At 63.9% G+C, this 26,998-nt stretch carries 23 protein-coding genes and 1 pseudogene; 6 read left to right on the top strand and 18 right to left on the bottom strand.

Features of this window, described 5'->3' with window-relative positions; all coding sequences use genetic code 11:
- Positions 1–17: 17 nt before the first annotated feature.
- The 6 genes from EPO50_RS19115 to EPO50_RS19135 form a co-directional block, all read right to left on the bottom strand.
- Positions 18–1,022, bottom strand: a complete 1,005-nt coding sequence (locus EPO50_RS19115; RefSeq protein ID WP_296346600.1) for a tripartite tricarboxylate transporter substrate binding protein — start codon at positions 1,020–1,022, stop codon at positions 18–20.
- Positions 1,023–1,152: 130 nt separating this feature from the next.
- A complete protein-coding gene (locus EPO50_RS31555) occupies positions 1,153–1,740 on the bottom strand; it encodes an iron chelate uptake ABC transporter family permease subunit (protein ID WP_367268052.1) in 588 nt (195 codons plus the stop codon).
- A 132-nt stretch (positions 1,741–1,872) separates the two neighbouring features.
- Positions 1,873–3,102, bottom strand: a complete 1,230-nt coding sequence (locus EPO50_RS19120; protein WP_296346601.1) for a PepSY domain-containing protein — start codon at positions 3,100–3,102, stop codon at positions 1,873–1,875.
- 8 nt (positions 3,103–3,110) lie between these two features.
- Positions 3,111–5,600: a TonB-dependent receptor gene (locus tag EPO50_RS19125; protein WP_296346602.1), complete on the bottom strand. Its 2,490-nt coding sequence runs from the start codon at positions 5,598–5,600 to the stop codon at positions 3,111–3,113.
- Positions 5,601–5,716: 116 nt separating this feature from the next.
- Positions 5,717–6,730, bottom strand: coding sequence for a FecR family protein (locus EPO50_RS19130; protein WP_296346603.1), 1,014 nt, complete (start codon positions 6,728–6,730; stop codon positions 5,717–5,719).
- Between the two features lie 90 nt (positions 6,731–6,820).
- Positions 6,821–7,321 (bottom strand): RNA polymerase sigma factor, encoded by a 501-nt coding sequence (locus EPO50_RS19135; protein WP_296346604.1) that lies wholly within the window; start codon positions 7,319–7,321, stop codon positions 6,821–6,823.
- A gap of 131 nt (positions 7,322–7,452) precedes the next feature.
- Between EPO50_RS19135 and EPO50_RS19140 the strand changes: the two genes are divergently transcribed.
- The 3 genes from EPO50_RS19140 (at position 7,453) to EPO50_RS19150 (ending at position 10,094) form a co-directional block, all read left to right on the top strand.
- Positions 7,453–8,091 (top strand): CBS domain-containing protein, encoded by a 639-nt coding sequence (locus EPO50_RS19140; RefSeq protein WP_367268053.1) that lies wholly within the window; start codon positions 7,453–7,455, stop codon positions 8,089–8,091.
- 681 nt (positions 8,092–8,772) lie between these two features.
- Complete coding sequence (locus tag EPO50_RS19145; RefSeq protein WP_296346605.1) at positions 8,773–9,150, top strand: hypothetical protein; 378 nt, start codon at positions 8,773–8,775, stop codon at positions 9,148–9,150.
- 680 nt (positions 9,151–9,830) lie between these two features.
- Complete coding sequence (locus EPO50_RS19150) at positions 9,831–10,094, top strand: hypothetical protein (protein WP_296346606.1); 264 nt, start codon at positions 9,831–9,833, stop codon at positions 10,092–10,094.
- Here EPO50_RS19150 and EPO50_RS19155 read toward each other — a convergent pair.
- A pseudogene (locus EPO50_RS19155) lies at positions 10,091–10,825 on the bottom strand (adenylate/guanylate cyclase domain-containing protein). The gene EPO50_RS19150 and the pseudogene EPO50_RS19155 overlap by 4 nt on opposite strands.
- A gap of 161 nt (positions 10,826–10,986) precedes the next feature.
- Entirely contained in the window at positions 10,987–11,952 is a 966-nt protein-coding gene (locus EPO50_RS19160; protein ID WP_296346607.1) for a hypothetical protein, read from the bottom strand.
- A gap of 111 nt (positions 11,953–12,063) precedes the next feature.
- Between EPO50_RS19160 and EPO50_RS19165 the strand changes: the two genes are divergently transcribed.
- Entirely contained in the window at positions 12,064–13,428 is a 1,365-nt protein-coding gene (locus EPO50_RS19165) for a deoxyribodipyrimidine photo-lyase (protein WP_296346652.1), read from the top strand.
- Positions 13,429–13,477: 49 nt separating this feature from the next.
- Here EPO50_RS19165 and EPO50_RS19170 read toward each other — a convergent pair whose 3' ends face one another.
- From EPO50_RS19170 to EPO50_RS19195, 6 genes are all read right to left on the bottom strand, one after another.
- Complete coding sequence (locus EPO50_RS19170) at positions 13,478–14,572, bottom strand: malate/lactate/ureidoglycolate dehydrogenase (protein WP_296346608.1); 1,095 nt, start codon at positions 14,570–14,572, stop codon at positions 13,478–13,480.
- A gap of 15 nt (positions 14,573–14,587) precedes the next feature.
- Entirely contained in the window at positions 14,588–15,352 is a 765-nt protein-coding gene (locus EPO50_RS19175; RefSeq protein ID WP_296346609.1) for an SDR family oxidoreductase, read from the bottom strand.
- 57 nt (positions 15,353–15,409) lie between these two features.
- Positions 15,410–16,510 carry an ABC transporter ATP-binding protein gene (locus EPO50_RS19180; RefSeq protein ID WP_296346610.1) on the bottom strand — a complete coding sequence of 367 codons (1,101 nt, stop codon included), beginning with the start codon at positions 16,508–16,510 and terminating at the stop codon, positions 15,410–15,412.
- Positions 16,511–16,517: 7 nt separating this feature from the next.
- Positions 16,518–17,426 (bottom strand): carbohydrate ABC transporter permease, encoded by a 909-nt coding sequence (locus EPO50_RS19185; protein WP_296346611.1) that lies wholly within the window; start codon positions 17,424–17,426, stop codon positions 16,518–16,520.
- Entirely contained in the window at positions 17,426–18,355 is a 930-nt protein-coding gene (locus tag EPO50_RS19190; RefSeq protein ID WP_296346612.1) for a carbohydrate ABC transporter permease, read from the bottom strand. The genes EPO50_RS19185 and EPO50_RS19190 overlap by 1 nt, the downstream gene beginning before the upstream one ends.
- Positions 18,356–18,441: 86 nt before the next feature.
- Positions 18,442–19,782, bottom strand: coding sequence for an ABC transporter substrate-binding protein (locus EPO50_RS19195; protein ID WP_296346613.1), 1,341 nt, complete (start codon positions 19,780–19,782; stop codon positions 18,442–18,444).
- Positions 19,783–19,994: 212 nt separating this feature from the next.
- Here EPO50_RS19195 and EPO50_RS19200 point away from each other — a divergent pair, with 212 nt between their 5' ends.
- A complete protein-coding gene (locus EPO50_RS19200) occupies positions 19,995–20,795 on the top strand; it encodes an aldolase/citrate lyase family protein (RefSeq protein ID WP_296346614.1) in 801 nt (266 codons plus the stop codon).
- A gap of 15 nt (positions 20,796–20,810) precedes the next feature.
- The gene (locus tag EPO50_RS19205; RefSeq protein ID WP_296346615.1) at positions 20,811–21,989 is read left to right on the top strand and encodes an aminotransferase; all 1,179 of its coding nucleotides are present in this window, start codon (positions 20,811–20,813) and stop codon (positions 21,987–21,989) included.
- Between the two features lie 60 nt (positions 21,990–22,049).
- On the opposite strand, the gene thiD is transcribed toward EPO50_RS19205, so the two are convergent.
- From thiD to ftsH, 4 genes are all read right to left on the bottom strand, one after another.
- Entirely contained in the window at positions 22,050–22,847 is a 798-nt protein-coding gene (gene thiD / locus EPO50_RS19210; protein WP_296346616.1) for a bifunctional hydroxymethylpyrimidine kinase/phosphomethylpyrimidine kinase, read from the bottom strand.
- 8 nt (positions 22,848–22,855) lie between these two features.
- Positions 22,856–24,205, bottom strand: a complete 1,350-nt coding sequence (gene glmM, locus EPO50_RS19215; RefSeq protein WP_296346617.1) for a phosphoglucosamine mutase — start codon at positions 24,203–24,205, stop codon at positions 22,856–22,858.
- Positions 24,206–24,215: 10 nt separating this feature from the next.
- On the bottom strand, positions 24,216–24,989 hold the full coding sequence (gene folP, locus EPO50_RS19220; protein WP_296346618.1) for a dihydropteroate synthase: 774 nt from the start codon (positions 24,987–24,989) through the stop codon (positions 24,216–24,218).
- 61 nt (positions 24,990–25,050) lie between these two features.
- The gene (gene ftsH, locus EPO50_RS19225; RefSeq protein WP_296346619.1) at positions 25,051–26,997 is read right to left on the bottom strand and encodes an ATP-dependent zinc metalloprotease FtsH; all 1,947 of its coding nucleotides are present in this window, start codon (positions 26,995–26,997) and stop codon (positions 25,051–25,053) included.
- Between the last annotated feature and the right edge of the window lies 1 nt (position 26,998).

Genomic DNA, 26,998 nt, shown 5'->3' on the forward strand with positions numbered 1-26,998 from the left:
GCCGGCTCGAGCTTTCCCTATTGCTTCTGGATGTTCGCCGCGCCGATCACATACTTCCACTTCCTGTTCTCGGCCGCCATGTGTCTGGCGAGATCCTCCGCGTTGCCAGGCCGCTCCCAGGCGCCGGCATCGCGAATCCTCTTGATTGCCGGCTCACACTTGATGCCCTTCACGATCGCATCAGAGAGCTTGTTCACGACGTCGAGCCGCGTGCCCGCGGGCGCCGCGACGTACCACCAGTGCGCGGTATCGAAGTCCGGATAGCCCTGCTCCGCCACAGTCGGCAAGTCAGGCGCGGCGAACCAGCGCTTGGATGAGCTCACGCCCAGCGCCCTGAGAGCGCCCGACTGGAGATGCTGCTGGTAGGGCGGCAGGTTGTCCATGGCGATCGGGACGTGGCCCGCGACCAAGGCTTTCATCATCGCAGATCTGCCGCGGTAGGCGACATGCGCGAGCTTCATGTCGGCCAGGAGCTGCAGATACTCCATCGACAGGTGGCCGGCACTGCCGACCCCGGGCGAACTGTAGGTCACGTTATTGGGACCCTGCACCTTGCAGTAGTCGACGAACTCCTTGAGCGTTGTGGCTGGAAAGCTCGGATGTGCAACCACGACGTTTGTCACTTCGCCGACCAGCGCCACGGGCGCGAAGCTTTCCTCACTGTCATAGGGCAATTCTCTGTAGACATACTGGTTGGTAACCGCCGTGCCGAGCGTGCCGAGCAACAGCGTCATGCCGTCGGGCGGCGCCCTGGCCACTATCTCCGCGCCGACATTGCCGCCCGCCCCCGGCCTGTTGTCGATCAGGAAGGTTGCGGTCGTCGATTCGGCGAGAATTTCCGCGACGACGCGGGCCAGCAGGTCAGCCGTGCCGCCGGCGGCGAAGGGCACGACCATGCGAACTGTCTTGCCCATGCGATAGAGGCTCTGCGCCTCGCTGTAGCGGGCGAGCATCGGCGCAGCGAGGGCGCCCGTTGCAAGTCCGATGGCAAGCGCGGTGCGGCGGCGAACGACCCTGATCATGGTGCTACCTCCATCGTTGGTGGAGCTGAGCAGGCGATCCAGCCGCGACTGGACCGTCGTAGAGGCCTATTCATTTTGTGGTTTCGTCGACGGTCACTTCGCCCCCGTTAAGCGACGCGGCGAGTAACACTTAACTACTATTCAGCCGTGACCGTAAGTGAATTTGGGAAAACTTAGTGGCGTTATGATGACTGCCGGCGAGACAGAGAACTGTCAACAAATGCGAACTGTTATGACGGCTTCCAGCAACACCGTTTGAGCACGCGACTGCAATTCTCACTAGTGTGCTTCCCACGACCGAAGCGCCCTGCTTCGCAGCAAAACGAAAAGGGCGACTGGTGCCCCTACCAAGCCGATCACCGCATTGAGATGGAAGATATGATGCTCCAGCGGCAGTTACCAAATCCCCTGGACAAAGGATCGTAAGCTGGCGCCAAGTCGCCCCGGCAAAGCTCGCATCGTCCCAGACCTTGAATGCTTTGGCACAAATCTCGTCGATGAAATGCAGAGATACGTTGATCAGGCCCACGCAAAGGTAGCCCAGCATCAATCCCACCAAGAGCAATGTAACGACCAAAAATCTGGTGGACACTGCCGACAGAATAGCCAGGACGACGACACATCCCGCAATGGAAGCGATCGCAAGTCCAAGATCCCCGACCAGCCCCAAGCGCACCAGATAGGTATTCCCGGCGACGCCCGTTAGGACGACCAGCAACGCGGCGCTCAGTCTGGCATCAACTCTTCACCAACCATCCGTATCCAAAGCCGACGCCACGACGCTTCTTCGTGCTGACCGCTTCGCCCAATTCTGGGCAAGCTGATACGGCAGTACTCGCCACTGTCGGGCTTACACGCCTAGCCGCACCGCCAGCCGTGCGCGACGCTTACGATACCAGATCACCACGCCGGTGACCGACAGCGCCGCCACCACGAGGCCCATGACCGATACAAGGATGCGCCCGGGCAGGCCCAGGATCCGCCCGGAATGGAGCGGGAACTGCGCCTGCACGAAGATGTCTGCGGCGGTGCCTTTCCACGGCACGCGCTCGCCCAGCGCGCGGCCATCCTGCCCGTCGAAGAAGAGTCGCGGCGGCGGCAGGCCGGTGCCGGTTCGCTCCGCCGTCGAGTCCGAGAACTGCACCGTGTAGACGCCAAAGCTCGGCGAATAGAAGATCCCGGCGACCGGCGGCCATTGGCGGCGTTCGCCTTCGACTCGGGCGAGCGCCAGCATGTCGTCGAAATTCAGGCGCGGCTCGATAGGATGGTTCCGATCGACGCGCTCGCGCAGGTCGAACGGCGTCGGCGTTACCTGCGAAACCAGCGACATCAGCGGATAGAAGACCTCCTTGTAGAGGTTCAGCGAAAAGCCGGTGAAGGCCAGGATGAACAGCAGCGCCCAGGTCCACAGGCCGGAGGCGCGATGGATGTCGAAGTTGACTCGATAAAAGCTGCCCGACGTTTTGATCTTCCAGGCCGGCTTCCAGCGCAGCCACCATTGCCGCCAGCTGCTGGAGGCGCGCCCTGCCCTTCTGGCCGGCAGCGTCAGGTAGAAGCCGACGAAGCAATCGACGGTCCAGACGATGGCGACAACGCCCATCAGCCAGACGCCCCAGTCGTCGATGCCCCACATCTCCGGCATGTGCAGCGTGTAATGCAGCTCGTAGAGGAAAGACACGAAGGTCTCGGTCGTGATCGGCCAGGCAGCGCCCCAGGCGCGCCGGCCCACCTCCTCGCCCGTGACCGGATCGACGAAAACCTGGTTGTAATCCAGCTCATAGGCTTGCCCGGTCGCGGGATCGACGCGCGGCAGCACGCTCATCGGCAGCGCGTCACCCGGTTCGACGAACAATGGGAAGAACGACACGCGGCCGCGCGGATCGCGCTGTTCGACCCGACGCACCAGCTCGGTGGCCGGTAGCGGCTGGCCGACGCCCGTCGCTCGCACCAGGTGAGGATTGAGGACCCGGTCGAGCTCGCGATCCCAGGAGATCACCGCACCGGTCAGGCCGGAAACGAACAGGAAGGCCGCGATGGCGAGGCCCAGCCACCGGTGCGCCAGGGTGAACGCGAAGCGCATCGCGGTCTCTAGAAGTCGAAGGTTGACGACAGGCGGAAGGTGCGCGGCGTGCCCTGCAGCAGGAAACCGTTGGACGAGGTCGCCCAGTAGCTGGCGTCGAACAGGTTCTCGACGTTGAAGCGGATCGTGACCGGACCGCCCGTCGGGCTCTTCACGCCCTCGAAGGCGTAGCGCGCGCCGACATCGATGCGCGTCCAGTCCGGGATGGTGCGACGCGGGTATGACACGTCGATGTACTGTGCGCCGGTGTAGACGACGCGTCCGTTCAGGGTGAGGCCCTTGGCGAACGGCGTGTCCCATTCGCCGGCGAGGTTGAACTGCACATTGGGCACGCCTAGCGCCTGCCATCCATTGGTCGTGCCGTTCTGAGTCTGCGTCAGCACAGCATCAATGAACATCGCACCGCCCAGCAGCCGGATGCCCTCGGCGACCTCGCCGAAGACGTTGATCTCGATGCCCTGGTTGCGTTGCTGGCCGGCGAGGACCAGCGCGTTGGTCGCGGTGTCGGTGATTGTGCTGGGCTGTGTGATCTGGAAAGCGCTGACGGTCGTCGTCAGCTTCCCCCAGTCGACCTTCACGCCGACCTCGAACTGGTTCGACTTGTAGGGCGCGAAGATCTGCCCGCTGTTGGAGAAGCCGGCGGGCACGACCTGGCCGGGCTGAAGACCCTGAATCCAGTTGCCGTAGAGGGAGACGTTCTCCCAGGGCTTGAAAACGAGGGCAACGGAGGGGGAGAAGGCGCTCTCGTCGTATGCCGAGAGTTGCGCACCTGTCACGGGGTCATAGTTGTACGCCTTGACGCTCTGGAAGCGGCCACCGGCTGTGAGCTGGATGCGCTTGTTCGCGGCCGATATCGTGTCTGCAAAGGCGATTCCCGACAGGGTGGTGAGGCTCGACTTGGTCGCGATCGGCGAGGCGATGTTGGGCCGGGCGATCAGGTTCGGCGCATAGATGTTCGAGGTGAAGGCGGTCCCGTTCACCGATCCCGCCCCCGCCTCCTGCTGGAGCGTCGTCGCGCTCACGGCGAATTCGTGGCTGAGTGGGCCGGTGTCCACGAGCGCCCGCACGCCAACCTCGCCGGTGAGGAAGCTGTTGTAGACGGCCTGCCGGAACGGCGTCTGGGTGATGTTGCCGTTGAACGAAGTGCCTGCCGGATTGCCGGCCGAGAAGGTGTTGACCCGGTTGTCGTGGGCGCCGAAAGCGGCATAGGCCGTGATCTTCTCGGTGAGATCGACCTCGGCCCGCAGCACCGCGAAGAGATCCTGCCGCGATGTATCGCTCCAGGTCTGTCCGAAGTTCGACGAATTGAACGGTGCAAGCGGCACCGCCACCCCGGCATTGGGGCGGACAAAGGACACGAGCCCGCCGATGTATTGCGATTGGAAACCGAAATCGCCCGACAAGCGGACGCGTTCGCCACGGAAATCCAGGCCCAGCGAGGTCAGGCCGACCTGCTCTGTGTTGCGCTCGATGGCCGTATTGCCGGCCCGGAAGACACCGTTGAATCGCGCGCCGAACTGCTCGTCCGGACCAAAGCGGCGGGCGATGTCGGCATGACCGCTGAACTGCCCGACATAGCCGTATCCCGCCGTTATCTGGTTGAGCGGCTGCGAGCCGGCGCGCTTGGGCACGATGTTGACCGAGCCGCCGATCCCGCCGCCGGGCGGCATGCCGTTCAGCATGGCGCTTGGCCCCTTGAGCACTTCGACTCGCTCAGGAAGTTCCGCCTGCACCGAGGCGATGGGCATGATGCCGTAGAGGCCGTTGAACGACGTATCGAGGCTGCTGACGGTGAGGCCGCGAATACGCACGATCTCGTCGAAGCTGCTGCCCGCCGGCCAGGTCGAACGGACGGACGGATCGTCGACCAGGACATCGCGCACGGTGCGGGCCTGCTGGTCCTGCACCTTCTTGGCGGTGTAACTGGTCTGGTTGAACGGCGTGTCCATCACGTCGCGATTGCCGAGCAAACCGAGCTGGCTGCCCGTCGCGACTTGGCCGCCTGCGTATGGCGGCGGAATGTTGTCGATCATCGCCTGCGATGGCACGGGGAAGACGCCCTGCACCTGCACGGGATCGAGCTGCAGGGCGCCCGGCGCGAGAGCGCCGGCGTCCAACTTCTGCAACTCGACGGCATTGGCACCGGTAAACCGGAAAGTCAGACCTGTGCCCGCAAGCAGCCGGCCGAGGGCTTCGGAAGGCGTGAGTTCACCGGCAACGCCATTGCTGCGCAGACCCTGGACCCGCGACACGTCGTAGAAGACGCGGATACCGGCTCGTTCAGCGAAGGCCAGAATGGCGCTGTTGAGGTCCTGCGGAGGAATATCGAACGCGACACGACGGTCGGTCCCTGCGGGCGTCTGGCCTTGAGGCTGGGCACTCACCGGTGACGCCCAGACCGCGCCCGCAGCCACCGTCAGAATCGCCGCCACCGTGCTCGACCACTTGCACAGCGGCTTGGCGAGCCCGATCCGCCTTCTCCCAACCCACACACTCATTACAACACCCCGTCGCCCCACAGGCGAGTGACTTGCATTCTCAGTTAGTTGGGATGACGTGCGACGCGGTCAGATCAGGTAAAAAAAGTTCGGAAAATGTTTCCGGCCGTTGGGGTCTAGTAGAGAACCGTCAGGAAGGGCGGCAGATTCAGGGCGCGGGCGCCTAGTTCGCGGGTCATCGACGCGAGCGCGCCGTCCAGCTCGTCAGTCCGAAAGAAGCCGCTGACTCGGCGGTCCGCCAGGCTGCCATCGGAGATGATGATCCGCCCCCGCCGGTAGCGGTTGAGTTCGGCCACCACGTCAGACAATCGGGCTTTGTCGAAGACCAGTTCCCCCCGGCGCCAGGCCGTGGCGCGCTGGAGATTGACCTCTCTCGCATTTCCTATGCCGCTGGTACGGTCATAGCGGACCGACTGGCCAGGCGAGAGCACGATCGAAGCGCGTTTCTCGCGCGTCGTGGTCGCAGAGATCTCTACCTGATGCTCGACGACCGTGACGTCCGCGCCCTCGCGATCCCGGTCCACCAGGAATTCGGTCCCAAGCGCCGTGGCCGTCCCATTTGCGGCGACGACGACAAAGGGCCGGGTCTCGTTCTCTGTCCTTGGGGCGACGGTGAAATAAGCCTCGCCCGCCAGCAACTCGACTCGGCGCTCCCGACCGTCGAAGCGTACGACAAGGGCGCTGGCGGCATTGAGCTGCACCAAGCTGCCGTCGGCCAGGGTCACGCTGCGATTCTCACCGGGCAGCGTGCGGTAATCGGCTTCGAGCAGAAGCAGCGGGTCGCCAAACCAGAAGAGGCCGAGTCCCATACCGACGATGACCAAAACCATGGCGGCCATCGCCCTGCGCATCACGGCTGGCGTCAGACGGCGACCGGCGGACGGAACAAACGATGGTTGCGGTGAGGACGTGACATCGTCGAGCAACTTACCCGGCGCACGCCGCAGTTCGCCAAGCTCTGCCCAGGTCGACCGTGCCCGCTCGAACGCGGCTCGATGCCTGTAATCCTCACCAAGCCAGCGATCGAACTCGTGCCGCTCGTCGTCCGGCAACGGCCCCCGCCCCAGGCGGATGACCCATGTCGCAGCCTCGGCTTCGATTTCGCGTCTTTGGCGCCCGAGCACGCTCACCTTTCCATCCCGATCTCAAGGTCGCCGCGCGACTCTCGTCATAGAGTAGGACGCGTGAGCGTCCCCGTTCCAGTAAAGGAAACCGTGAATTTATTGAAGGTCGGTGCGCTGAAGGACGTGCTGCAGCGCACTGGCAAGGTGCTTCTGCACCGAACTAATTGAGATCCCGAGCCTTCCTGCGATCTCGCTATACGTCAGTCCCTCGATGCGATTGAGCACGAACACCTGCCGGGTACGTTTGGGCAGTCCTTCGACAATGGTTCGCAGGCGGTCCAAGCGCTGGCGGCCGTCGACGATCTGCTCCGGACCCGGGAGATTCTCGGGAAGGTCCGCCAGATCGTCGTGCGTCGTGGAGTCGGTCCGATGCCGACCGATCCGCCGGACATGGTCGATGGCGAGGTTCCTGGCCGTCCTATAAAGGTAGGAACGATCGTCGACGATGGTCGTCCGGGAGCCCTGCTCGGCAAAGCGCAGGAAGGTTTCCTGGGTCAGGTCGGCCGCCATCTCCCGGTCGCGCAGGCGCCGGTTGAGATAGGTCTGCAACTCGCGCCGATGTGCGAGGAAGAGCCGCTTGAGGTCCTTGCCAATCACCTAGATGCCTTTGCTGTCCACGCGATCCGGGGCGAACCTATCGTTATTGCGAACGAGTCGCAAATCGGGACCTTCCGCGGTAGCCTCTCTGTGAAAATTTCGCCGTCCTCCAACCGGAGAGGCGATTGACGATGGTCTCTCGCACGAACCACGCGACCAGCACTTACAAGCCCCTCCTCAGCGCGCGCGATCCAGGATCGTCGAGTGATCGATCCCATACCGAGCATCGAAGCGGCCGCGATCAATCGCCTGACACGACATTTTGCCGAGTTCTGGCCGCAACCACCGTGGGCAACCTGCATTGCCTATTCGAGCGGACGACACAGGAGGAGTTCATGCTGGTTCGAGAAGCAATGACCCGTGACGTACGCACCATCAGTCCTGACCAGAGCATCCAGGAGGCGGCGCGCCTCATGCTTGATATCGACGCCGGTGCCCTGCCGGTCGGCGAAAACGACAAGCTCGTGGGGATGATCACGGATCGCGACATAGCCGTTCGGGGCGTCGCCGGTGGCAAGCCGCCTACGGCCACCGTACGCGAGGTCATGAGCAAAGAGGTCAAGTACTGCTTCGACGACGAAGACACCAACCACGTGTGCCAGAACATGGGCGATCAGCAGATACGACGCCTACCTGTCGTAGATCGCAACAAGCGGCTCGTCGGCATACTGGCCCTCGCCGATCTCGCGACGTCGGCGAAATCCGGTCAGGCGTCGGCCGCGCTTCTCGGTATTTCACAGGCGGGCGGTTCCCACAATCAGACCACCTGATTGCATCAGGTTGCGAATCGAAGCCTGGCTCTGGCTCCCGTTTGCTATGATCCGGAACCTTGATGGCCGCGAGCCGGCGAGCGTCGCTATCCTCACGAACGCACTCCCTACATGAGCCGAACCGCCGATTACTAAGAAAAAAGCCCGCCGCCGTTGCGGGCAGCGGGCCTGTTCAGGGAGGAAACGCTCGCGACACGCATCGCTGCGCGGTCAAAAACGTCTCCAACCGATCGGCCCTCGGTCGCCTTGCAGATCGACGCGTCGGGCGGTTCGTGGTGTCGCCGCGATGCTCGGCTGGGGGGTGTTCCCACGCCGTCGAGAACAGCCCGTCACACACCGGGCGTGGCCATTCTCTACACTTACACGTCGATCGACCGGTCGGACGAATTCTTGCCCTAGTGGCAGCGCCTGCTGCATGTACAAGCTGTGATCTCAAATGCTTGTGAAGAGCGTCGCATGCCCAAGGCGCCAAGGACGCCTCGTCACGATTGCAGCGACGATGCTCGCGCGCCCTTTACGAAGCACCATCGAGCCGCGTGACTCACCTGTGGCTTACTCCTCACTCTGCCGGTCGGGGAGACCACAGCATTCGCACGCATCCTAGCATGGTTTGCTCTGGCGTGACGTCCATCGCCCTGACACTAGGGGAGTCCGACATCAGATAGACATGGCGCATCGCTCATGGCTTTCGACTGGGTAATCGACTCCAAGGAAAAGCAGATCACTGTCTGCGCGGAAGACGAGTTCACTTTCGCCGACGTAGTGAGCTATCTGGACGCGATTGCAGGAGCGAATGTCCTGGCTTACCGACAGTTGCTCGACTTCTCGAAGGCGCTCACCAAGATCACGCCAGGCCAGGCGATCGAACTCGGCGTTCGCATGAGGATGCAGAATGGGGAGGCTATGACCGGGCCCGTCGCGATCGTGCTGACCGAAGACCAGTTTGAACCGCTCGCCCGGCTGCTGGGCATCATGGCAACGGCGGATCGCCCGATGCGTCTTTTCACCCAGCTCGAAACCGCAAAGCGGTGGCTCGCCAGCGCGCCGACCGGCCACTAGCTGGTGCGACCATTCCTTGTCAGTGATAGGGGCGGTGCAAAGACGCCGCCCAGGCAAACGGCCTGGACGGCGGCTTCGCTTCTGGCAGGCATCGACTCGAGAGAGGTGAAGGTGCCTGCTCGCCGGTCAGCCTGTCCGGCGTGAAGAACGATTCCGTAGCAAACGCTGGACCAGATACACTCTGGCCGTCAATCCATCCGGATGAAGATGTATCGCGGCATCCGGAGGGCCGCTCGCGGTCGAACTGAAAACCTCGACACATCGCCCGCGCCTCTGTCCTTGATGTAGGTCTCATATGGCACGATCGGCGCGAGAACGCCGCACGGTTGCGGCTGCTGGGCGTACGGTCGGGCCGTCTCCCCCCACCTCTTCGGCGATCGGATCGGACGATCCACTGAAGCCTCCCTATGGCTATTCTCGCTTACCGAGTTCATCTCGGATTTGAGGTCAGTATTGGACGTTCACAAGCTTAAAGGCGTGTTTAGTTTGTGGCCCCCAGCAGCGAGATTCGGACGCCCGCAGCCATCTTTTGCCTCAAGGCAACCTCTTGCTGTTATCGACGCTATCGGTGAACAGGCACTCGATACAATTTGAAGGTTGGTCGCGGCCCCTTAGACGACCCGCCTGTTTGCCGCCACAACAGTGCCCTGAAATCTCCTTTGGTCTGGTGCAGTTTAGGCTTGGCCGGCTTCAACGAAGAGGCCGTGGCTGGAGGTGGCGCCTTGCACAATTCGGCATTGCTCGTTCTCAACCTGCGCCGCCAGGCATCGCGAGCGCGACGCCTCGCAGAAGGCACGCGCCCCGACGTCCAAGCCCGCCTGCTCACCTACGCCGACGAGTTCGAGCGCCAGGCTCAGGCTCTCGAAGCCGAAGCCAACGATCCGCCGATTGGATCGCCCGCAGATACCTCCACAACTCAGAGCCGTCGCCCAGAGTGCGTCTAGCCGACGTAGAGCTCGAGGGGGCGATCGAATCCCTTCAGCTCGTAGGGCCTGGCCGTTCTATCTTGCAGGTCATCCCCTGCGCGTTGATATACGGCCGTCGTCACCAGAATCTCGCCAGAGGCGGCGACCGATTAGACACGCGACGCCGTGTTCACGACCGTGCCAATGGCCGTCAAATCGCGATGCGTGCGACCGAACTCGCCGAAGCTGAGTTCGCCACAATGAATGCCAACACCGACACCGACCTCGATGCCGGCGTGACCCGTCAACTCGGCAAACTCCGCCCTTCTCGCGGAGCATCGGCGCTGGATTTCGCGCGCGGCCAACAATGCCTGCCTTGCATGGTTCTCCTGGCGGATCGGGAAGTTGAACACGGCCATAACAGCGTCGCCGATGGTCTTGTTGAGGAGTCCATCGTACTCCCAGATGGCAGCCGCACATTCGTCGTAGAAGATATCGAGCAGATTGCCCATCTCAGTCGCCGACAAAGACTGCGACAGGCTCGTGTAAGCGCGGACATCGGCGAACAGGATCGTGGCGTCGATGGTGATCTTCGTCGCCTTCATCACGCGCTTGAACATCAGCTCGCAGAAGGTGCAGATGTTCGGGTTCATGCGGCTCGGACGCAAACCGACAACACGAAATGGCACCGAAAGTGCCCCGCGGAGCGGGATCGGCACATGCATCTGTTGCCAGCATCCCTTGCAGATCAACGACTGCTGCCGCGCCATGTGTCGCTCCCTTTGTCCGATCGCAGGCACGCGTAGCGATCCTGCGCGCAGCTTTCATCGGTTTCAAAGGGAGAATCGGCCCCGTCCCGACCGCGCAAGTCCAGCAGCGGAGCCGAGCCCATCGGAAGCGGACTGCACAAATGGTGCAAGCGCCGGGATCGTTAGCCCTTCGGCACGATGTTGAGCTGCCGGCGCGCTTCCGCGAGCGGCAGCTCGGCATAGGCCCAGTAGTCCCACTTGTCCGACAGGTCGAGATTCACCTGCGCGCCACGCTCGAGCGCAGCGAACATCCGCTCGGCCATGCCGGGCTTGCCGAGCACGCCGGTGGTCGTGAAATCCTCGTTACTGGGCCGCATGTTCACCCCGGTGCTGAAGATCAGCACGGCGAACAGCACGACGTAGAACGGCCGCGTCTCTTTGAAACCCGCCGTGAAGGCGGCAACCTGGACTTCGCCCTCGGGGTCCGTACCGTAGTCACCCAGCACATGGCAGAGATCGTGATACAGCCCGGCCTCGGGGAAGCCCTTACGCTCGCCCGGCAGGCTGAAGCCGTTCTTGCGATAGAAGGAGATCAGACTGTGGCCCAGCGTATCGCTGGGCAGCGTCTCCCAGGCGCGGTAGCGAGCGGCGAGCGCGGGATCCTCCATCAGGCCGCGCATGGTGAGCACGCTTTTGGCCAGGCTGAGGGGGCCCTTCTGCGCCAACTGGTTCTTCATGATATCGGCGACCTGGCTGCGGCGCAGAAAGTCGAGCTTGAAGATCAGCATCTGATGCTCGGCCAGTCGGCGCAGGTCGGTGACCGCAGGCGTTTCGACGCCCAGTGCTTCGGCGAATTCTTCCACCTTCGCCACCATCTCGCGCGACGGCACACCGTCCGCCAACGCCACCACCAGCATGCCGTTGACGAACTGCTCCCTGAGTTCGGAGGTGGGGAAGCCGGACGCCAGCTCGGACGGCGTTATCGGTGGTAAGGCGTCGATGTCGGCGTCGAGTTTAAGGATGACCTTCTGTGCCGCGGCCATGATGGCACGCTGGACCGGGCCGAGCTGGCCCGAAACGGAAGCCATGGTCTTCATGGCACGCAGGCCGAGCAGGCCGGCGGCAGGGTCGGGACGCAACAGACGCATTGTTTATCAGTCCCCCAAAGTCCGCCCCCTCACTACATTCGGAGCCGGCACAGAACAATTTCCCCGTGGCCACGTTAGGATGAAGTTCCGGCTTCAGGCAAAGGCGAGTTTCTGGTGATCGAGCAGGCGCGGCTACGAACCCTCAACGACCGCCCGGAGCGCGCGGGCGACTATGTCCTCTATTGGATGCAGCAGTCGCAACGCGAGGCGTTCAATCCGGCGCTGGAAACCGCGATTGTCTGCGCAAATCGCCTGGAGCTTCCGGTGGTCGTCGGCTTTGGATTGACCGACGGCTATCCCGAGGCAAACGCGCGCCATTATTCGTTCATGCTCGAAGGGCTGGCCGACGTACAGGCCGCGTTGGCCCGGCGCGGCGTGGGCTTTGTCGTCCGGCGAGGCGCTCCCGATGATGTCGCCATCGAGCTTGCCCGTCACGCTGCCCTCGTCGTCTGCGATCGCGGCTATCTTCGTCACCAGAAGGTCTGGCGCGCCAACCTGGCCGAAGCCGCCGCTTGCCGCGTCGTGCAGGTCGAAGGCGACGTCGTCGTCCCGGTCGAACTCGCCTCAAGCAAGCAGGAGATCGCGGCCCGTACCCTTCGCCCCAAGATCCTCAAGGTGCGCGACGAGTTCGTGCGGCCGTTGCCGCGCACCAGGGCCAAGGTCAGCGCGAAGTCGCTTTCGTTGCCGAAGTCTCTCGACCTGTCCGACACGGCGAAGCTCCTTGCCAAACTCGACATCGACCGCAGCGTCCCTCCCGTTAAGCGCTTCAAGGGCGGCTCGGTCGAGGCCCGTCGCCGCTTGCGCGCCTTCGTCCGTGGTGGGCTGGCGGGCTATGCTTCCGGGCGCAGCGAGCCGGCGCGCGAGCAGGTCTCCTTCCTCGGCGCGTACCTGCATTTTGGACAGATCAGCGCCGTCGAGATCGCGCTTGCGGTAAGCGAGGCGAGTGCCGAGCGCGCCGACCGCGCGGCCTATCTCGAGGAGCTGATCGTCCGGCGCGAACTCGCCATCAATTTCGTCGAACACGAGCCGCACTATGACAGCTATGCCTGCCTCCCCGACTGGGCGCGGCGGACGCTGGCCGCCCACAGCACCGACCGCCGCCCTTATCGCTACAGCACCAAGCAGCTCGTGGCGGCCGAGACTCACGATCCCTATTGGAACGCCGCGATGCGCGAGATGGTGGTCACCGGCTACATGCACAATCACATGCGCATGTATTGGGGAAAGAAGATCCTCGAATGGTCGGCGACACCGGAGAAAGCGTTTTCAACGGCCCTCGAGCTGAACAACCGCTACTTCCTCTGCGGCCGCGATCCGAACTCCTACGCCAATGTCGCGTGGTGCTTCGGCTTGCATGACCGGCCATGGCCGGAGCGTCCGATCTTCGGCAAGGTGCGGTCGATGATGGCGTCCGGGCTCGAACGCAAGTTCGACATCGATGCCTATGTGAGGCTGGTGGCGCGTCTCACGTCCTGACGGCGCCTGCAGCGCGGCAGCGTTTCCGCCGCGCTGCTGCGCGACGATGCTACATCGTCGCCTGCTGGATACGCCGCTCGTCGAGGCCGACGGAGCGCGCGGTCTCGACGATGGCAGCCCAGGTGTCGTCCGGCAGCGGTACGCCTTCAGCCAACCGCTTGGCCCGCATGCGGACCTCTGGCTCACCCGGAACCAGAATTTCAGTGCCGGCAGACGCAGGCTTCGAGCTCTTCACGAAGGCCACGTACTTGGCTATGTCGTTCGGGAAGAAGCCTTCGGCATCGAACACCTTGGGATCGATGTAGAAGGACAGCATGCCGTTGGCGAAGCGCCCACGCTTGGGATCGGTCGCACCCGTGCCCGAGAGCGAGCCACCCAGGATCTCGCACATGAAGGCCAAGCCCGAGCCCTTGTGATCGCCGAAGGCCTGGATCGCTCCGGTACCCTTGCTGTGGTCGCGCGGGCCGGTCGGCGTGTAGTCGCCATAGAGCAGATGCGGATCGGCGCTCGGCTTGCCGTCCGGCCCGATCAGCGCACCGTCCGGCACTTTCTTGCCGCCCTGGCTCGCCACCAGCACCTTGCCTTCGGCAACGATCGAGGTCGCGAAGTCGAGGACCAGCGGGTCCATGCCGGGACGCGGCACGCCCACGCAATAAGGCGCGGTCGAGAAGCGCCGCTCGACGCCGCCGAACGGCGCCACCAGGACGCTGCCCGAGGCGTTGACGAAATGCACCGACACCAGCCCCGCCGCTGCCGCCATCTCGGCCCAGTCGCCGACACGGCCAACATGGCCGGCGTTGCGTAAGGTCACGGCCGAGAGGCCACCCTTCAGGCACTTGTCGATGCCGATCTGGACGGCCTGCGGCGTCACCGTCTGGCCGAAGCCATACTTGCCATCGACGACGGCGATCACCGGTGTGTCGACCAGGACGTCGACCTTCACGTCAGCCACCACCGTGCCGCTCTTCTTCTGCTGGGCGTAGCGCGGCACGCGCACCACACCGTGGCTGTCGTGGCCCGAGAGGTTGGCGCTCACGAGGTAACGGCCGATGCGGCCGCCCTCCTCCCTGGAGCATCCAGCCGAGGCAAAGATGTCCGCGACGAAGGACTCGAGTTCCTTCGCCTTGATTGTCACCGTGCCCATATCAGGACTCCAACATCAGGCCTTGCCGCGCTTCAGGCTCGCGATATAGCCGCGGTTCCAGGTCGGGTTGATCATCACCTCGTTGATGACGATGTGCGGCGGCAGGCAGGCGATGTAGCGGATCAGATCGCCAACATCTTCGGACTGCGCCATGCGCGCTCGCTCGGCCTTGGTGATCGGCACCGGCCGCTTGTCGAGGATCGGCGTTGCCACCTCGCCCGGGCAAACCACGCAGGAGCGGATGCCGTTCACGCACTCTTCCATGTTGATCGTATGGCTCATCGCCACCACGCCGTGCTTGGCCGCCGAATAGGCCGGGCCACTCAGCAGGCTCGGCACCTTGCCTGCGACCGACGAGGTGTGGATCAGCACGCCGCCGCCGGACTTGCGCATCAGCGGCAGCACCGCCGTCGTGCAATAGAAGGCGCTGGAGAGGTTGCCGTGCACCACTTCGTCGACGCCCTTGGCCGAAAGCTTCGCCCAGCTCCGATCGAGGATGTTGAGGCCGGCGTTGTTCACCAGAATGTCGAGGCGGCGATACTTCTTGCCGATGTCGGCGGCGATCTTGTTGACCGCGCTCGCCTTCATGAGATCGGCCGGCTTCACCTCGGCCTTGCCGCCCACCTTCTTGACCATCGCGGCCGTCGCTGCGAGCGGCGCCTTGCGGCGTCCGGTGAGGACGACAGTCGCCCCCTCCTTCGCGAGCGCAACCGCTGCCGCCTGACCAATACCCGAACCAGCACCGGTCACCCAGGCGACCTTGCCCGTCAACGAACCCATCGATGTCTCCTTTGAAATAGCCAGGGGCGCGCGACGCCAGTCGCGCGCCCCCTTAACCTAAAGCACCTTGCCGGTGCTGTCGTCGATCAGATGCATGTTGCTGAGGTCGGCCCTCAGCTTCATCGGCTTGGCGGCCGTCGCGCCGGCGTTTGGATTGACGCGACCGCAGATCTCGATGCCGTTGATCGTGAAATAGACCAGCGTCTCCATGCCCATCGGCTCGACAACGTCGATCACCATGTCGAAATCGTGCTGGTTGGGTTCGCTGTGCGGTCGGGTTTCGGTGATGTGCTCGGGCCGCAAACCCAGGAGCAGGTTGGCCTTGCCGACCTGCGCCGTGTAGCGCGCGGTGCGGTCTGCAGGCACCGGGAACGAGAGCTTGTCGTTCACGCGCACCCGGAGCGCACCCGCTGCCTGCTCGAGCTGGCAGGGAATGAAGTTCATGGCCGGCGAGCCGATGAAGCCCGCCACGAACTTCGTAGCCGGCGAATGATAGAGATCGTTCGGCGAGCCCACCTGCTCGATCAGGCCGCCGTTCATGACGACGACACGGTCGGCGAGTGTCATGGCCTCGACCTGATCGTGGGTCACGTAGACCGTCGTGGTGCGCACCTTCTGGTGCACCTTCTTGATCTCGGTGCGCATCTGCACGCGCAGCTTGGCGTCGAGGTTCGACAGCGGTTCGTCGAACAGGAACACCTTGGGATCGCGCACGATGGCACGGCCCATGGCGACGCGCTGGCGCTGGCCGCCTGAAAGCTGCTTGGGCTTGCGGTCGAGCAGCTCGGTGATGTCGAGGATCTGCGCCGCCTGCTTTACCCTCCGGTCGATCTCGTCCTTGGGCGTCTTCTTGAGCTTCAACCCGAACGACATGTTCTCGTAGACGTTCATGTGCGGGTAGAGCGCGTAGTTCTGGAACACCATGGCGATGTCCCGGTCCTTCGGCGGCACGTCGTTGACGACGTCACCGCCGATCGCGATGTCGCCGTCCGAGATTTCCTCGAGACCGGCGATCATGCGCAAGGTCGTGCTTTTGCCGCAGCCCGAAGGCCCGACCAGCACGATGAACTCCTTGTCGGTGATATCGAGATCGATGCCGCGGACGGCCAACACTTCGTCATACTTCTTGACGACCTTACGCAACGTTACCTGTGCCATGTGTCGACTATCCCTTTGTCGCGCCCGCGGTAAGTCCCGCAATGTAATAGTCCATCAGGAAGGCGTAGATGATGAGCGGCGGTGCTGCGCCGAGCAGCGCTCCGGTCATGATCTGTCCCCAGTTGAAGACGTCGCCCTTGATCAACGTCGTCACGATGCCCACCGGCAGCACCAGTTCGCTCGTCGAGGTGGTGAAGGCCAGCGGATAGAGGAACTGCGCCCACGCCACCGTGAAGGTGAAGATCGTGGCCGCGATGATCCCCGGCAACGCGACCGGGATGAAGATCTTGGTCAGCGTCTGCATCCAGGTGGCGCCGTCGATCAGCGCCGCCTCGTCGAGCTCCTTGGGGATCGAGGCGAAGTAGCCGATCATGATCCAGGTGGCGAACGGCACGGTCAGCGTCGGATAGAGGATGATCATCGTCCACCAATGATTCATCAACTGGATGCCGAACATCTCGTTGACCCAGGCGAACATCTTGAACAGCGGGATGAACAGCAGGGTTTCCGGGATCAGGTAGGTCAGGAACACGCCGGTGGCGAGGGTAGCCGAGCCCCAGAACTTCATGCGTGCCAGCGCAAAGGCTGCGATCACGCTGATCGACATCGTCAACACCACGACGCAGATCGACACGATCGCCGAGTTCCTGAAGAAGACCAGGAATTGGTTCTGTGTCAGGAGATCGATGTAGTTCTGCAGGGTGGGGTTGGAGATCCACCACGGATTGGTCGCCGCCGAGATCTCCGCGCTGGTTTTGAGCGAGGTGATCAGCATGTAGATCGGCGGCATCAGGAAGAAGATGGCGAACAGCACGAGGAAGAAATACGACCAGCGCAGCGCCCAGCGCCGGTCACGACTCATGCTTCCGTACCGGGGGCGCGTCGGGGCGCCTGTGGCGATCGATGCGTTTGCCATCAGACTTCACTCCCCCGCTTGGTGATGTCGCGCAGGATGAAGGTCGCGGCGACGGCTAGGATCGGCACCATGAAGAGCGACACCGCCGCACCGAGCGGAATGTCACCGCCCTCGATGCCGACCCGGAACGCCCAGGTGCCGAAGATGTGCGTGCTGTTCAGCGGCCCGCCGGCCGTCAACACGCGCACGATGTCGAAGTTGGCGAAGGTGACGATCAACGAAAACAGTGCGGTGATGGCGATGATGTTGCGCATCATCGGCAGGGTCACGTACCAGATACGCTGCCACCAGGTGGCGCCGTCAATCGAGGCCGCCTCGTAAAGTTGCTCCGGCACCGACTTCAGCGCTGCCAGATACATGATCATGAAGAACGGCGAACCGATCCACACGTTGACCAGGATCACCGAAAAGCGCGCCCATCCGGCTTCGCCGGTCCACGGGATATTCCCGATGCCGAAGTGAGCCAGGATCCAGTTGAGGGCGCTGTAGGACGGATCGAACAGCCACAGCCAGGCGAGCGTGCTCATGGCCGGCGGGATGACCCATGGCACGAGCAGCATGCCGCGCCACTTGCGCTGGCCCTTCGAGGGGATGTTGTGCACGAAGTGGGCGACCACGAAGCCGATGATCGCCTTGAAGATCACGGCCGTGATGGCGAACAGGCAGGACTGGTAGACGACCAACCAGAAAGTGTCGCGCCCGAAGAGGAATTCGAAGTTCCCGAAACCGACGAAGCGCGTCATGCCCTTGTTCAACGTCGCAAGGTAGACGGCGTAGCCCGCGGGATAGGCGACCAGGATCGCGATCAACAGAATGAGGGGAAGCGCCATCAGGAAAGCGATGGTCGACTTGCGCTGCATCAACTTGTGCAGGCCGCTGCGCTGGCCGCCTGCAATAACGGCCGGATTACGGGCCGCGATATCTGCCATGGCTTGTGCTCCTGAGGGGTGGCCGATGTGACGATCAGGGGGACGCCGCGAAAGACGGCATCCCCCGACCGATCAAAGACGACGCATCAGTTGCGAGTGAAGCCTTCGAGTTCCTTGGCCGCCCAGTCGAGCGTCTTGTCCATCGCCTCGCCCTTGGCATAGCGGACGACCATCTGGGTCTGGATTGCTTGCGTATAGATCTGTTCGGCGATCTTGTGCGGCGCGGGCGCCGCGGCGATCGAGAGCGTCTGGTGGTTGTGCGGGTTCGGGTAGTGGTAGAGCGTGCCCTTGGGCGGCGCTTCCTCGGCCCAGACCTTGAAGGTGGTCAGGTTGGCGAACGACGGCAGGTCATAGCCGCCGCTGGCGATGACCATCTTCTCGGCCGACGCGGCTTGCGAGAGGAAGGTGATCAGGCTCTTGGCCGCCGCCTGGTTCTTGCTGAAGTTCCATACGCCCCAGAAGAACGGCAGGAAGGGTCCGAAGCGGCCCTTCGGCCCGGCCGGGAAGCCGTGCGTCCAGAGCTGCTCGGCGACCTGCGGTGCGTCGCGCTTGGCGACGGCCCAGGCGCTGGGCGGGTTCATGATCAGCGAGCCCTGGCCGGAAACCAGAAACTTGTTGTTGCTGGCGTCGTCCCACGACGGCGCATCGGGCGGCAGGAAGGCCATCAACCGCTTGTAGTAGTCGAGGGCCTGTCGCACCGGGTCCGACTTGACCGTGATGTTACCCTTGGCGTCGACCAGCATGGCGCCAAAAGCGTGGAAGAACGCACCGGCCGCATCGACATTGTCCGACGTCGTGCCGAGGCCGATGCCGAACGGGTTGCCGCCCTTCTGGCAGGCTTCTGCCGCCTTGAGGAAGTTGTCGAGATTCCAGGCATCGGCCTGCGGAGCCGCGCCGGCCGGATACATCGCCTGGATGTCGATGCCGGCATGCTTCTTCAGAAGGTCGATGCGCGAGCACGGTCCCTTGATCTGGCTGCCGACGGTGGCCGGCACGGCGAGCCACTTGCCGTCGACTTTGCCGAGATATTCGACGGTGCCGTTGACGGCGCCGTTCGCCTTGATGAGCGGCTCGACGACATCGTTCATCGGCACGAGCTGATCGGCGTAGCGCGACGGCAACCAGGTCGAAAAAGCGAGAATGTCGTGGCCCGACTTGGCCTGCGATTCCGCGGCGGTCGTCAGCAGCAGCTTATTACCTTGCGAGGTGATGTAGTCGATCGTGACTTCGACTTTCTCCTTGTCCGCCCACTCCTTCACGAGTTCCTGCGTCGCCTTGTTGGCGCCCGGCACCCAGTGATCCCAGAATCCGACCGACAATTTACCCGCAGCATAAGCGCTGCGAACGAACGGCGCGGCGACGACCGCCGTCGATGCAACGGCAGTTCCGGCCACGAAACGACGACGACTGACCTTTGTCGAAACCATGTTTCCTCCTCTGCGCCGGTGTGCCGGCTGATGACAGCGCTCACATTTTTACGAAGAGACTTCGCACGGAGCCTTGGGACAAATGCTATGCACAACCTGCCGAGCAAGCAACGAGTTTTGGCAAGGGACGCAAACTGAGCAAGATTTGACAGGTCGAGAGGACGCCCGGATGCTCCGCGCGCCTCATCGAGCCCTCGCGGAAGGAAGCTGTCGTGCGTGAAAACACTGTGAAATCGATCTGGAAAAAGGGCGGCGCAGCCGTCAATGGCTGGCTGGGCATCCCGAGCGGCGTTGCAGCAGAAGGCATGGCGCAAGGCGGGTGGGACTCGCTCACGGCCGATCTGCAGCACGGTTTGATCGATTATCAGGCAGCCGTATCGCTCTTCCAGGCGATCGCCACCACGCCGACCATCCCTCTGGCGCGCGTGCCGTGGAACGAGCCCGGCATCATCATGAAGCTGCTCGACGCCGGTGCCTTCGGAATCATCTGCCCCATGGTGAACAGCCGCGCCGAATGCGAGGCCTTCGTCGGCGCTTGCCGCTACGCGCCGGTGGGCTATCGCAGCGTCGGTCCGACACGCGCCAACTGGCTGCACGGCGCCGACTACGTGAAGAACGCAAATGACACCGTGCTCACTTTTGCGATGATCGAGACTAAGAAGGCGATGGAGAACCTTGACGACATCCTGTCGACGCCCGGTCTCGATGCCGTCTATGTCGGTCCGGCCGATCTCGGCCTGTCACTGGGCGGCGAGCCGCGGGGCGACCAGACCGATCCCAAGATCGTCGACGCCATCCAGACCATTGTGAAGGCCTGCAAGAAGCACAAGATCCATGCCGGCATCCATTGCGGCTCGACCGACTACGCCAAGAAGGCGATCGGTTGGGGCTTCCAGTTCACGACCATCCTGGCCGACAACGCGTTGCTAGTGAACGCCGCCAAGGCGACGGTCGCGGCGATGCGCGAAGGCAACACGACCGGAGCCAAGAGCTCCGGCGGCAGCATGTACTGAGGTGTCCGTCGTCTGATGCAAACCGTTCCTGCCGCCAATCCCTGGCTCGCCGCTGTCGCCCCCTCGCCCATCGGCGAGACCAAGCGCTGGGTGCTGGGCCGCACCTTTCCCGCAGACCGCCCGCTCATCGATCTCAGCCAGGCCGTGCCGGGCTATCCACCGGCGCTCGAGCTGCGCAAACACCTGGGCGAGCTCCTGCTCGATCCGGCGATGCACGGCTACACACCGATCCTCGGCCTGCCGGCTCTGCGCGAGACCTATGCCGACCATCTCTCGTCCTTCTACAGCGCGCGAATCGGCGCCGATGAGGTCGGCATTACGTCAGGCTGCAATCAGGCCTTCTGCCTGGCGCTGATGAGCATCGCGCAGGCCGGCGACCAGGTGATCCTGCCGCGGCCGCATTACTTCAATCACGACATGTGGATGCGCATGCAGGGCGTCGAGCCGGTGTCGCTCGATTTCCGGCCAGGCTCCGGCGCGGTGCCCAACGCGGAGGATGCCGAGAAGCTGATCGGCCCGCGCACCCGCGCCATCGTGCTGATCTCGCCCAACAATCCGACGGGCGCAGTCTATCCCCGCGAGACCATCCACGCCTTCTACGAACTCGCGAAGAAGCATGGCATCGCCCTGCTGCTCGACGAGACCTACAAGGATTTTCTGCCCGAAGGCGAGCGTCCGCACGCGCTGTTCGACGAGCCCGATTGGCAGGGCACGCTCGTCCACCTCTACAGCTTCTCCAAGGTCTTCGCGTTGACGGGCTACCGGGTCGGTGGCGTCACTGCCGGCGCCAGGCTCATGGCCGAGATCGAAAAGGCGATGGACTGCGTTTCGATCTGCCCGCCACGACTCGGCCAGGAAGCGGCCCTCTACGGTCTGCGCAACCTCCTGCCCTGGGCGCGGAAGAACACCGAGGGGCTGAAGGCGCGCGCCGATCTGCTGGGTCAGGGGCTGCAGAAGTCGAACCGTTGGCGACTGGTCAGCATTGGCGCCTACTTCGCCTATGTCGAGCATCCCTTCGCCAACCAGCCCTCGACCGAAGTCTCCAAGCGGCTCGCCGACGAGGAAAACTTGCTCACCATTCCCGGCGACATGTTCGGTGCAGGCCAGGAGCGCTTCGTCCGATTGGCCTTCGCCAACGTGACGGACGACAAGATCCCCACCGTGCTGGAACGCCTCGAGCGGTTCGGCGCGTAAGGTCTACGGAGCAGACATTCGGCACTGGGAGCGCGCGACTCCAGTGGCGTGCTCCCAGTCCTAGTCCGATCTGACTGTTACGGCGTGATTGAGAGGGCCGTGGCCGCGGCCGAAGCCCGGTGCGGTCTCGATGGCCTTGCGCACATAGCTGCGCGCGCGCGCGACGGCGTCGTGCAGGCTCATCTTCTGGGCGAGGCTCGCGGCGATCGCCGAGGCGAGCGTGCAGCCCGTTCCATGCGTGCTGCGGCTCTCGATGCGCTGGTCTTCGAAGCGGTCGAAACGGCCATCGTGGAAGAGCAGGTCGACGACGCGATCGCCATCAAGATGGCCGCCCTTCATCAGCACAGCCTTGGCGCCGAGCGTCGCGAGCTTCTGGGCGGCGCGCTTCATGTCGGCTTCGACCCTGACAGGAAATCCGGCCAGCACCTCGGCCTCAGGCAAGTTGGGCGTGATGAGCGCCGACATCGGCAGCAACACGTCGCGTAGCGCGGTCTCGGCCTCGCTCAGCAGCAGCCGGTGCCCGCCCTTGGCGACCATCACCGGATCGACGACCAGCGGCACACCGGGCGCATACTTCTTGATCCCAGCGGCCACGACGCCGATGACCTCGGCGCTGTGCAACATGCCGGTCTTCAGCGCATCGGCGCCGATGTCGGTCAGCACGACTTCGATCTGCTGGGCGATGAAGGCGGGCTCGATAGCCACGACCCCGTGCACACCTTCGGTGTTCTGCGCCGTGAGCGCGGTGATCGCGGTGGCGGCAAAGCCGCCCATGGCAGTAACGGCCTTGATGTCGGCCTGAATGCCCGCGCCGCCTCCGGAATCGGAGCCGGCCATAATCAACACACGCCCTTTCATGATTTCCTCTACGCCGCCGAACGCGGGATCGCCTCGATGATCTGATCGACGACGGCACGCACGAGATCGGAATCGTCACCCTCGGCCATGACGCGGATCAAAGGTTCGGTGCCCGACTTGCGGACCAGAATGCGCCCGTTCTTGCCAAGACGGGCCTCGGCATCGGCGATCGCCCGCGTCACCACACCGGCGCCGAGCGCATCGTTGGCATTGGCGACGCGCACGTTCTTCAGGAACTGCGGCACCGGCTCGAAGGCGCGAAACGTCTCGCTGGCGGGCTTGCCGCTGCGGATCATTGCCGCCAGCCCCTGCAGGGCCGCCATCAGCCCGTCGCCGGTGGTGGCGTAGTCGGTCATGATGATATGGCCGGACTGCTCGCCGCCGAGATTGTAGCCGGCGCTGCGCATGCGCTCGAGTACATAGCGATCGCCGACCTGGGTGCGGATCAGCTCGAGCTTGCGCGCACCGAGATAGCGCTCCAGCCCCAGATTGGACATCACCGTCGCCACGATGCCGCGACCCGTGAGCCGGCCGTCGCGTACCCAGTGATCGGAGATCGTGGCCATCAACTGGTCGCCGTCGATCACGCGGCCGCGCTCGCACACCAGCACCACACGATCGGCATCGCCATCGAGTGCAATGCCGATATGGGCGTGGTGCGTTATCACCTGCTCCTGCAGCACACCGGGATGGGTCGAGCCGCAGTTCCCGTTGATGTTGAAGCCGTCCGGCGACACGCCGACGGGCACGACTTCGGCTCCCAGCTCCCAAAGCACGGTGGGCGCCACCTTGTAGGCAGCGCCGTTGGCGCAATCGACGACGATCTTGAGGCCGCTGAGGTCGAGCGCCTTGGCGACGGAGCCCTTCACCGCCTCGATATAGCGGCCATCGGAATCGCCGATGCGCTTGGCGCGGCCGATATCGGGCGAAGCGGCGAGGTTTAACTGATGCGGCGAGGCGACCAGCGCACCGATCTGGGTTTCGACAGCATCGGAGAGCTTGAAGCCGTCCGGGCCGAACAGCTTGATGCCGTTATCCTCGTAAGGATTGTGCGAAGCCGAGATCATGACGCCGACATCGGCCCGCATGGAGCGGGTCAGGAAGCCCACGGCGGGCGTCGGCAGGGGCCCAAGCAGCAGCACATCGACGCCAACCGACAGGAAGCCCGCCGTCAGCGCCTGTTCGATCATGTAGCCGGAGAGCCGCGTGTCCTTGCCGATCACGGCGCGATTGCGATGGGCGCCGCGGCGAAAAACCTGCCCGGCGGCCATGCCGATGCGCATAGCGATCTCGGCAGTCATGGGCTCGCTGTTGGCGCGGCCACGCACGCCGTCGGTTCCGAAAAGAGTTCGAGGCATCGATCTTAATCTACTTCATTGCCGCCCAGACCGCGAGGGCCTGGCGGGTTGCCATGACATTGTGGACACGCACGATGGCCGCGCCGCGCCGCACGGCTTCGACGGCCAGCCATACCGACGCCGGATCGCGATCGGCAGCGGTCGCAAGCCCCGTCAGCTTGCCGATGAAGCTCTTGCGCGAGCAGCCGATCAGAACGGGATAACCCGCTTCGGCGAAGCGGCCCGCGCCGGCAATCAGCTCCAGCTCCTGCGCGACGCTCTTGCCGAAGCCAATGCCCGGATCGAGGGCGATGCGCTCGCGCTTCACCCCGCCCGCTTCGCAGGCCGCCGCGCGGTCGAGCAGGAACGTCCGGATATCCTCGACAGCATCGGCATAGGCCGGACCAGCGAAAGTGTTTTCCGGCAGGCCACGCCGATGCATCAGGATCACATCGGCCTCTTTGCCGGCGACCAGCGGCAGCATCGCCTCGTCGTCGCGCAAGGCCGAGATGTCGTTCACGATCCGCGCACCGGCCTCAAGCGCGGCACGCGCGACCGAAGCGCGGCGCGTATCGATCGAGAGGGTAAGGCCGTGCCGGGCCAGGCCCTCGACCACGGGCAGGATGCGCCGAAGCTCATCCTCTGGCGAGGTCGGCTGCGAGCCGGGCCGGGTCGACTCACCACCGATATCGATGATGTCGGCACCTTCCGCGACGAAGCGCAGGCCATCGTCGATGGCCCGCGCGGGGTCGAGGCGTTCACCGCCGTCTGAAAAGGAATCGGGTGTCACATTGACGATCGCCATCACCAGAGGGCGATGGCGATCGAGCGGGAGCCCCGCAAAACGAGCCGTCAATCTTTCGGCTTCAGACGCCAGGCTGCGGTTCGGGATTGGCGCCACCCGGTGCCGTGCCCGTCTGCCCCGAACTCGTCGGGACCGACGCGCGGCGGCGGCGGTCGGGACCGGCCCCGCCCGTGTCGTCGCGCACGATCTTCTCGCCGCGCAGGATCTGGTCGATCTCGTCCCTGCTCAGCGTCTCGTATTCGAGCAGCGCCTTGGAGACCGTGTGCAGATCGTCCATGTGCTCCGTCAGGATGGTGCGGGCATGGCTCTCGGCCTCCTCGATCAGGCGGCGGACCTCCTGGTCGATGAGCTGGGCGGTCGCCTCCGAGACGTTCTGCGTCTGGGTGACGGCGTGGCCCAGGAACACTTCCTGCTCGTTCGCCTGATAGCGCACGCGGCCGAGCTTCTCGGACATGCCGTAGGCGGTGATCATGCCGCGCGCCGTCTGCGTGGCGACCTGGATGTCGCTGGCCGCACCCGTCGTCACGTTCTCCGGACCGAACACCAGCTCCTCGGCCATGCGGCCGCCGAACATGATGGCCAGCCGCGACTCGAGGTACAGCTTGGTGTGGCTGAGATGATCGCGTTCCGGCAACTGCATGGTGACGCCCAGTGCGCGACCGCGCGGGATGATCGTCACCTTGTGCAGCGGATCGCTCTTCGGCACGTGCATGGCGACCAGCGCATGGCCTGCCTCATGGTAGGCCGTGAGCTTCTTCTCCTCGTCGGTCATCGCCATGGAGCGACGCTCGGTGCCCATCAACACCTTGTCCTTGGCGTATTCGAAGTCGCCCATGGTCACGAGACGCTTGCCGACGCGGGCCGCGCGCAACGCCGCCTCGTTCACGAGGTTGGCGAGGTCGGCACCGGAGAAGCCCGGCGTGCCACGTGCCAGCACGCGCGGCTCGACGTCCGGCGCCAGCGGCACCTTGCGCATGTGGACCTTGAGGATCTTCTCGCGGCCGCCGACGTCGGGGTTCGGCACGATGACCTGACGGTCGAAACGGCCCGGCCGCAGAAGCGCGGGATCGAGCACGTCCGGCCGGTTGGTCGCGGCGATCAGGATGACGCCTTCGTTGGACTCGAAGCCATCCATTTCAACCAGCAACTGGTTCAGCGTCTGCTCGCGCTCGTCGTTACCGCCGCCCAGGCCGGCACCACGATGGCGGCCGACGGCGTCGATTTCGTCGATGAACACGATGCAGGGCGCGTTCTTCTTCGCCTGCTCGAACATGTCGCGCACGCGGCTCGCGCCGACGCCCACGAACATCTCGACGAAGTCGGAGCCCGAGATGGTGAAGAACGGCACGTTGGCCTCGCCAGCGATGGCGCGCGCCAGCAGCGTCTTACCGGTGCCCGGAGGGCCGACCAGCAAGCAGCCCTTGGGAATCTTGCCACCCAGGCGCTGGAACTTCTGCGGGTCCTTCAGGAAGTCGACGATCTCCTCGAGTTCGGCCTTGGCCTCGTCGATGCCAGCAACATCCTCGAAGGTGACGCGACCGTGCTTCTCCGTCAGCAGTCGTGCTCGCGACTTGCCGAAGCCCATGGCACGGCCAGTACCACTCTGCATCTGGCGCAGGAAGAATATGTAGACACCGACAAGTACGAGGACGGGCAGCCAGCTCACGAAGATGCTGCCGAGGTTCATCCCTTCTTCCGCCGGCCCGGCATCGACCCGGTCGACGTTCTTGATCAGCAACGGCATGAGCTGATCGTCGGGCGGCGTGGAGGGCGCGTAGGTCGAGAACTTCTGCACGCCGTTGCGCGGCTCGCGGAAGGTGCCGTTGATGGTGTTGCCCTGGATGCGGACGTCCTGAACCTGGCGCTGCTCGACGGCGCGCACGAAGTCCGAATAGGAAATTGTATTGCCGGCTGTCCGGGTCGCCCCACCCTGGAACACGCTGTAGAGCAGCGCTAGCAGCAACACGATGACAATCCAAAGGGCGGCGTTGCGATTAAACGGGTTCACT

It is taken from the genome of Reyranella sp. (assembly GCF_004297405.1).
Taxonomy (GTDB): Bacteria; Pseudomonadota; Alphaproteobacteria; order Reyranellales; family Reyranellaceae; genus Reyranella.

Excerpts from the sequence above, each read along its gene's own strand:
- EPO50_RS19180 (WP_296346610.1), bottom strand. The coding sequence starts at position 16,510 with ATGGCACAGGTAACGTTGCGTAAGGTCGTCAAGAAGTATGACGAAGTG.
- EPO50_RS19125 (WP_296346602.1), bottom strand. The coding sequence starts at position 5,600 with ATGAGTGTGTGGGTTGGGAGAAGGCGGATCGGGCTCGCCAAGCCGCTG.
- thiD (WP_296346616.1), bottom strand. The coding sequence starts at position 22,847 with ATGAAAGGGCGTGTGTTGATTATGGCCGGCTCCGATTCCGGAGGCGGC.
- EPO50_RS19190 (WP_296346612.1), bottom strand. The coding sequence starts at position 18,355 with ATGGCAGATATCGCGGCCCGTAATCCGGCCGTTATTGCAGGCGGCCAG.
- EPO50_RS19185 (WP_296346611.1), bottom strand. The coding sequence starts at position 17,426 with ATGGCAAACGCATCGATCGCCACAGGCGCCCCGACGCGCCCCCGGTAC.
- EPO50_RS19145 (WP_296346605.1), top strand. The coding sequence starts at position 8,773 with ATGGCTTTCGACTGGGTAATCGACTCCAAGGAAAAGCAGATCACTGTC.
- EPO50_RS19140 (WP_367268053.1), top strand. The coding sequence starts at position 7,453 with ATGGTCTCTCGCACGAACCACGCGACCAGCACTTACAAGCCCCTCCTC.
- EPO50_RS19205 (WP_296346615.1), top strand. The coding sequence starts at position 20,811 with ATGCAAACCGTTCCTGCCGCCAATCCCTGGCTCGCCGCTGTCGCCCCC.
- folP (WP_296346618.1), bottom strand. The coding sequence starts at position 24,989 with ATGGCGATCGTCAATGTGACACCCGATTCCTTTTCAGACGGCGGTGAA.
- EPO50_RS19115 (WP_296346600.1), bottom strand. The coding sequence starts at position 1,022 with ATGATCAGGGTCGTTCGCCGCCGCACCGCGCTTGCCATCGGACTTGCA.
- EPO50_RS19175 (WP_296346609.1), bottom strand. The coding sequence starts at position 15,352 with ATGGGTTCGTTGACGGGCAAGGTCGCCTGGGTGACCGGTGCTGGTTCG.
- EPO50_RS19195 (WP_296346613.1), bottom strand. The coding sequence starts at position 19,782 with ATGGTTTCGACAAAGGTCAGTCGTCGTCGTTTCGTGGCCGGAACTGCC.
- glmM (WP_296346617.1), bottom strand. The coding sequence starts at position 24,205 with ATGCCTCGAACTCTTTTCGGAACCGACGGCGTGCGTGGCCGCGCCAAC.
- EPO50_RS19120 (WP_296346601.1), bottom strand. The coding sequence starts at position 3,102 with ATGCGCTTCGCGTTCACCCTGGCGCACCGGTGGCTGGGCCTCGCCATC.
- EPO50_RS19170 (WP_296346608.1), bottom strand. The coding sequence starts at position 14,572 with ATGGGCACGGTGACAATCAAGGCGAAGGAACTCGAGTCCTTCGTCGCG.
- EPO50_RS19160 (WP_296346607.1), bottom strand. The coding sequence starts at position 11,952 with ATGCGTCTGTTGCGTCCCGACCCTGCCGCCGGCCTGCTCGGCCTGCGT.